This window comes from Moraxella sp. CTOTU49803, assembly GCF_032097965.1.
Lineage (GTDB): Bacteria > Pseudomonadota > Gammaproteobacteria > Pseudomonadales > Moraxellaceae > Faucicola > Faucicola tetraodonis.
In genome coordinates, this window is the sequence record NZ_DAMCJP010000023.1 from 1 (window position 1) to 6,234 (window position 6,234).

Sequence of the window (6,234 nt, forward strand, 5' to 3'; positions counted from 1 at the left end):
CTTTAGCATGTTGGACTTCTTTTTTTTATCCTTTCTTATGTCGAATTCAGGTTAAATTATTAACAGTAGAAATTTGATTCCAAATTGGTACAATTTCTCGTAAGGCTTCCTGTTTAGCAAAACTTTTATTGATAAAAATATCACCTAATACTTTTATCGTTTGTTTGTAACACCATTCAATGATACCAACACCATCATAATTATCATACGCTAGACTATCAGTCACTGCATAGCAAAGGTTGTAAAATAAGCTGTTATCGAACTCTTTGGAATAAATTGATAAATGAGGTAAAGGTAAAAGCTTTTTAAAATTTTTAAAATTAGGTTCTTTGAGGCAAACTGTTGGGAGTTTTAAAAAATCCCAATCAACAATTTCCATCAGAATCTCAAAGTCGTAATTACCAACTTTGATTTTAATCATCCAACCGTCTAAAAAATTAGATCCGTTAATTCGTTGCCAATCTGGATGAGATTGGCGGATACAGCGTAAGATATCTAGCCTATTCATAGAGTTATGATTAACCACCAATCTGTGTTGTAATAATAGCAGGGGCAGATACAGTAGCTAATGGCTGAGACTCAATGAAGCTTGATTTACTTTCATTTTTAATATTAATTGTAACTAACTCAGGTTGCATAGGGATGCGACAACCCAACTGTGTCTCCAAGTCTGCAAGACAATCAAAAGCAGTGGTGTGTTTAGACAGACAGTCATCTAAAACCTTACTAAATTGACTCGCTAGTGATTTAGCAAACTCTCTTTCTTGTGCATCAAGACTATTAAAGTCTTCTGACTCATGACCAACTATATCTTTGCAGTTAATTGATTTAGTTAGGGCGTTTGGCAAATCTTTTACAACCGCATTCAAAGCTTTATCATCCCTTTGTTGTAGATGCTCATAAGATTGTGTTACTAATACCATTAAGGCAATAGAGCTTGGAGCTTTTTTAAAATGTGGGCCCAAAAAATCTCGCCATGATTTGACGTATCTAACAATAGCACGAAGTTGTTGCCCTTCATTAGGATATTTATCACAAGTGCCAACGAACCATTCTCGCACTTTTTCACAGTCAGATGGTTTCCAATCTTCATCTCGCTTAATTAAACGAATATTTTGAATTTTTTGGTTGTTAAATTTTTTTACAGTTTTAGAAACCGAATTTTTCTCATTGATACTATCTAAACCAAGCTCATAGCGACCATGCCTAGCTTCATTAGATAATGTCGTAAAAGTTATTTCATTACTAAATTGAGATTCACCAAAGAAAACTGATAAGCTATCAGGTCTTGTATCCCCATTTTTTTCACTAAAATCAAGGCTTAAGATTGCTGAGTCTAAACCTATTCTCTCATTTGCAATAGTTTCAGATTTTTGCGTCCTAATTTGAACGTCTTGTAAATCAGCAAACATATCATCAGGAACCGCATAAAGAGGCACATCAAAATGGGCTTGTGATAAGAACCCTGTAATACGCAGACAGCTTGCATTGGAAGTATCTAACGACCAGCCTTGTTCATCACATACGACCTTTAAAGACTGCTCTACATGTTGCAGTATCTTTTCTCCCTCGGTTTTCTCGTCATCCACAAAACAAGCATTTGGAAGATAGCATCCATAGTCAAAATCCATTTCTTGAGTCGATAAAGCAGGCACATTGCAAGTACCATAAGCCCATGAGCCTTGTAAGCGAAATTTTGGTTTAACGCCGTAAATCACTTTTAGGTCAGATTCAAGTTTTTCTTGAACTTTATCTTTGCAATGTTTAAAAGCATCAAGTTGCTCCATATTTGGAAGCAGCTTGTGAAAAAAGCCATTATTGTCATTCTTGAAAACACGATGCAAATTATTTGTACTAATGTCTGTCATAACTGATAATTCCTTAAAATTTATTTAACCCAATTTGGTGTGGTTGCATTATGTGATAATAACTCTCGAATATCGGCATTCCCCAATGCCTCTTTTGAGCATTGTTGAGCATTAGATATTAAGACACTAATCGCCTTATCATCGCATCTATCTAAACCGATGTAATCTGATGAACTTTTGGATAAGTTTGCATCAATACTAAAATACCGATTTCCCAATACATGCCGAGTCATATGGGTGAGCATCTCTTGTTGCGTCGACAACGTTAACTCGATAATATTTTTTGGAGCTTTATGCAAAGCCAAACCATTGGCCCAGTCAAGCATCCCACCTTTCTGCTCTTTTTTTGCAACATCTGATAAATTTGACGATAAAGTCCCAATATTCAACAAGTAAATATCATCTTTGGGTATATTAAAAAAGTGTTGTGCTTCATGGATTGCCAATATACCTGGATTATTAGCAAATAGACCACCATCGACAAAGTTACTATTATCAAAATTGTATTTCGGGAAAAAAGTTGGGGCTGCCGATGTAGCCAAAGCAACATCAACTATTCGACACTTATGGTCTCGAACAAATGATTCATGATGAGGGGTTTTAAATACAACAGGTTTTCCTGCTGAGAAATTGATAGAAGGGATAATGACATTGTGTTTTAAATCGCCAATTTTGGAATCACCAAAAAACTCAATTAATTGACTTTTTAAGTGTTCATTACTATAGCTTGCCTTTCTTATACCAAAAAAGTTAAAACGTTGCTTTTCGAATATTTTTTTACCATGATCTTGAAATAATTCTACAACAGTACTCATCGGTACTTCATAAGCCGCCGCTAAAGCTAATATCCCACCTATCGATGTACCTGCTATCAAATCAAAACTCTGCCCGATGGGTTTACCAAATTGATCTTCGAAATCTGCCATGATTCGAGCAGTATAAAGCCCCCTGTAACCCCCACCTGGCAGTGATAAAATATTAAATCGATTATTCATAAAGTCCCCTATAAAAAATATAAGAATGATAAATAGATAGTTAACTACAACAAATAAATTATGCTTGATTTATCTTTGGTTGATATTTGATCAAGTCTTCAACATAACTTTTTTGCATGAGCCATTTAAACTCGAAAACTAGAGTTGGTAAAATCAGCACTAACTGGTAGTACCAACCAATATTAGCAATTTTTATAATTAATATTAGATTAAATACTGCTACCACAATAAAGATTAGGAATAGACTGTTTTCTTTATTTGCTTGGTGTATGAAGTATCTTTGATCAAAGCGATGTTGTCTCATTTTTTGTAATGATTTTGCTCTTAACTTTCGTAAGAATTTTTGTACTTTGATCAACTGTGCTTTAAGAAATGTAAAACTTTTAGAAAATCCAAATATTACTAAGGCAGTAATAATCCCATTAAAAATAGCATTTTGATCAAAATTAATTGGTAAACTCGGCATAATACACTCTTCTTATAATATTATTGACAATATAAAATTGTCGTTGTCGACTATATTTGTATATGATTACACAACTTGTCGATAATGACAAGTATTTATTTACAAAAAATTTTATGGTACAATCAGATCATGGATAATATATTTAAAGAACGCCTAAGGGCGATGCGGGAAATGCGTGGACTCACTCAGTCGCAACTCGCTGAAAAGGTTGGTATTCCTTCAACTTCGATTTCTCATTTGGAATCTGGGTCTAGAAAGCCGTCATTTGACAATTTAAGACGACTTGCTAAATTCTTCGACATATCTACTGATTATCTAATTGGGAATGTTGATTCAATTGACGACTATGCTCCAGATGCTCTTTACAGAGATATTAATTCGTTGAATCAAACTGATAGAGATATGATTGAAAATATGATTAAATTGATGAAACAAAAGTAACTTGTTTTAGAGTTTAATATGAGAAGTTCCAGAATTAGTTCCGATTTTGAGATTGAGGCTTTAGCTAGCCAAACACTTACAGATTATAGTTTATATCAATTACCCGTCGATATCTTTCAATTAGCTAAAATTTTAGAAATTAATTTAGAGCCATACCCTAATGCCGAAGGGGGTATCATGGGTATGCTTATCCGCAACAAAAATGACTTTAAGATTATTTATTCAACAAGGATTAATAATTTAGGGTTGCATCGCTTCACTATTGCTCACGAAATTGGACATTATTTTTTGCCAGAACACGTTGAGCAAGCATTAAAAGATGGTCAGCATATATCCAGTTCAAAATATAAGCCTTGGTATGAAATTGAAGCAGATTACTTTGCTACCTGTCTGCTTATGCCAAAAAAACTATTTAAATCAGAAATGGCAAAATTTCCTGATGGTTTGGATGCCATCATAGCTCTCAGCCAAATTTTTAATACATCTATTACTGCAACAGCAATACGATATGCTGAATTAGCTGATTTCCCAATCAGCGTTATTTTTAGTACTGATGGAGTTATCAAATTTGCAAAGCATAGTAAACCTATGTTTAAAATAGGTCGTAAGCTAGTTATGAAGGATTCTCAAATTCCTATTGCTTCTAAAAGTTCAGCTATTCATACTCCTTCAATGATATCCAAATTACCTATTTCACTTGATATTTGGTGTCATTGTGATGCAAAAATTAAAGGGCATGAAATCTATATAAGCTTAGGTGAGTACCAAAAACGCTTGACTGTTATAACTAGCGGTTATGACCCTGATGATTATCAAGAGATTGAAGAAGAATGGGAATCTCCAAGATTTAAATAATACTCTATTGTTGTATTATTCGAATTTTTAGGTGTCATGTAAAATAAGTATATAGATTCAAAATTTTTCTGAACTCATTCTTCAAAAATTTATTGGTATAATGAATTTTTGGCTGTGGTCTAAAAAGTATGCTCACTAGACCCAGCCATATTTGACGTAGTAAAACAGTAAATTAAAGGTTTTTAAATGATTAGTGAGCTTTTTGGAGAAACAACAGGTCTTTCTAAAAGCTCGTCTAAGCCTATGTCTGAAACGATTGTTATTACCTTCGATATCAACGGTATAGCATTTTCCTACCTTTTTGAAATCAAAGTCGAATGCCGTTAAAAAGCTGTCCCAGTTATCGCAGCACACATAGCCAAAGTCAACGCCTAGCTTATTAAGCTTTGCTCGCAGTTGCTTAGCTGTTTGTAAGTTGCGCTTACCCCAAACAAAGGCGACGATTTCATTTGTATCTGGGTCGTAGGCATACACAAGCCAAACCTTGTTTTTCTTGTGGCCGGTGTTTGTCAAGATAGTTGTCACCTTTTTCGAAACTAAGCCACCAAAATCTCACTCGCCTCTACGCGCTTAGACGGACGCACGGGATTTAACGCAGTCGGTGGCACAGGTGAACAATTTCTCACATTTCTACCATTCCAGCGAACAGGATTAGCCTGTTTAGCTTTGAGTAGCACCCGCTCACGACGGGCTAAGACCTGTGCATCCTTAAGCGTATGACGCTCATTGGGGGTCACAAAGTTGAGCCCACTATGTTTATGCTCGTTATTATACCAACTAACAAAATCATTCACCCACACACGAGCCGTCTCAAGGCTGTCAAAGCCGTACTCAGGGAAACTTGGCGCATATTTGACTGACCGAAACACCGACTCGGCAAACGGATTATCATTACTCACCCGAGGGCGACTATAAGAGGTCAATACCCCAAGCTCATACGCCTTCATTCGCAAAGTCTGCGACTTCATAACCGCCCCATTATCCGAATGCAGTACCACCCCTGCACCAATGGCATTTTCGTTTAACAGCGTGCGTTCTAAGAGTTTAGCTGCCAAATCCCCTGCCTCTTTATCATACACCTCGTATCCCACAATCTTACGGCTGTAGATATCCTCAATCAGGTATAGATAATAAAACTGTCCACGCACCGTGCTTGGCAAATAGGTAATATCCCAACAAAACACTTGGCAAGGCTTGGTGGCGATAAAGTGTAAATACCCCAAACTTAAAACAACATCAAAGTAGAATCATCAAGCCACCTGTTTAAACTCAGCAGGTGTCATATTACCCAGCGAATCATGCGGTCGTTCGTGGTTATAAACATTGATCCATTCATCCGTTAATTGTCTAACCTCATTTAAATTATTGAACAAATAACAATCTAACACCTCATTTCGATAGCTACGATTGAATCGTTCAATATACGCATTTTGGTACGGACAGCCAGGCTTAATATAGTCAACCAAAATACTATGAGATGCCGCCCAATCAGTGAAGACACTAGAGGTAAACTCACTGCCATTATCAATGCGAATCTTGTTGGGATAGCCATGGCACTCGGCTAACTGATCCAAATAGCGAATCACCCGTAAAGATGGAATGCTCGTAC

At 36.0% G+C, this 6,234-nt stretch carries 9 protein-coding genes; 2 read left to right on the forward strand and 7 right to left on the reverse strand.

What is annotated here, in order from left to right; genetic code table 11:
• Nucleotides 1–46: 46 nt before the first annotated feature.
• From RT422_RS12035 to RT422_RS12050, 4 genes are read right to left on the reverse strand one after another with little or no spacing between them, the layout of a single operon-like run.
• A complete protein-coding gene (locus tag RT422_RS12035) occupies nucleotides 47–508 on the reverse strand; it encodes a hypothetical protein (protein WP_313422511.1) in 462 nt (153 codons plus the stop codon).
• A gap of 10 nt (nucleotides 509–518) precedes the next feature.
• Nucleotides 519–1,868 carry a CBASS cGAMP synthase gene (locus RT422_RS12040; RefSeq protein ID WP_313422513.1) on the reverse strand — a complete coding sequence of 450 codons (1,350 nt, stop codon included), beginning with the start codon at nucleotides 1,866–1,868 and terminating at the stop codon, nucleotides 519–521.
• Nucleotides 1,869–1,888: 20 nt separating this feature from the next.
• Nucleotides 1,889–2,863 (reverse strand): CBASS cGAMP-activated phospholipase, encoded by a 975-nt coding sequence (locus RT422_RS12045; protein WP_007115747.1) that lies wholly within the window; start codon nucleotides 2,861–2,863, stop codon nucleotides 1,889–1,891.
• Between the two features lie 58 nt (nucleotides 2,864–2,921).
• The gene (locus RT422_RS12050; RefSeq protein ID WP_007115748.1) at nucleotides 2,922–3,329 is read right to left on the reverse strand and encodes a hypothetical protein; all 408 of its coding nucleotides are present in this window, start codon (nucleotides 3,327–3,329) and stop codon (nucleotides 2,922–2,924) included.
• Nucleotides 3,330–3,458: 129 nt separating this feature from the next.
• On the opposite strand from RT422_RS12050, the gene RT422_RS12055 reads away from it, so the two are divergent.
• Together RT422_RS12055 and RT422_RS12060 are read left to right on the forward strand one after the other, a co-directional pair.
• Nucleotides 3,459–3,770 carry a helix-turn-helix domain-containing protein gene (locus RT422_RS12055; protein ID WP_040403389.1) on the forward strand — a complete coding sequence of 104 codons (312 nt, stop codon included), beginning with the start codon at nucleotides 3,459–3,461 and terminating at the stop codon, nucleotides 3,768–3,770.
• 18 nt (nucleotides 3,771–3,788) lie between these two features.
• Nucleotides 3,789–4,625, forward strand: coding sequence for an ImmA/IrrE family metallo-endopeptidase (locus RT422_RS12060; protein ID WP_007115749.1), 837 nt, complete (start codon nucleotides 3,789–3,791; stop codon nucleotides 4,623–4,625).
• A gap of 135 nt (nucleotides 4,626–4,760) precedes the next feature.
• On the opposite strand, the gene RT422_RS12065 is transcribed toward RT422_RS12060, so the two are convergent.
• The 3 genes from RT422_RS12065 to RT422_RS12075 form a co-directional block, all read right to left on the reverse strand.
• Entirely contained in the window at nucleotides 4,761–5,138 is a 378-nt protein-coding gene (locus RT422_RS12065) for an IS1 family transposase (RefSeq protein WP_313422519.1), read from the reverse strand.
• 23 nt (nucleotides 5,139–5,161) lie between these two features.
• Entirely contained in the window at nucleotides 5,162–5,848 is a 687-nt protein-coding gene (locus tag RT422_RS12070; RefSeq protein WP_007115751.1) for a DDE-type integrase/transposase/recombinase, read from the reverse strand.
• Between the two features lie 27 nt (nucleotides 5,849–5,875).
• The coding region (locus RT422_RS12075; protein ID WP_313422521.1) for an integrase core domain-containing protein at nucleotides 5,876–6,234 on the reverse strand (359 nt) is incomplete at its 5' end.

Coding starts and splice junctions, on each gene's coding strand:
- RT422_RS12040 (WP_313422513.1), bottom strand. CDS start 1,868: ATGACAGACATTAGTACAAATAATTTGCATCGTGTTTTCAAGAATGAC.
- RT422_RS12050 (WP_007115748.1), bottom strand. CDS start 3,329: ATGCCGAGTTTACCAATTAATTTTGATCAAAATGCTATTTTTAATGGG.
- RT422_RS12045 (WP_007115747.1), bottom strand. CDS start 2,863: ATGAATAATCGATTTAATATTTTATCACTGCCAGGTGGGGGTTACAGG.
- RT422_RS12035 (WP_313422511.1), bottom strand. CDS start 508: ATGAATAGGCTAGATATCTTACGCTGTATCCGCCAATCTCATCCAGAT.
- RT422_RS12060 (WP_007115749.1), top strand. CDS start 3,789: ATGAGAAGTTCCAGAATTAGTTCCGATTTTGAGATTGAGGCTTTAGCT.
- RT422_RS12055 (WP_040403389.1), top strand. CDS start 3,459: ATGGATAATATATTTAAAGAACGCCTAAGGGCGATGCGGGAAATGCGT.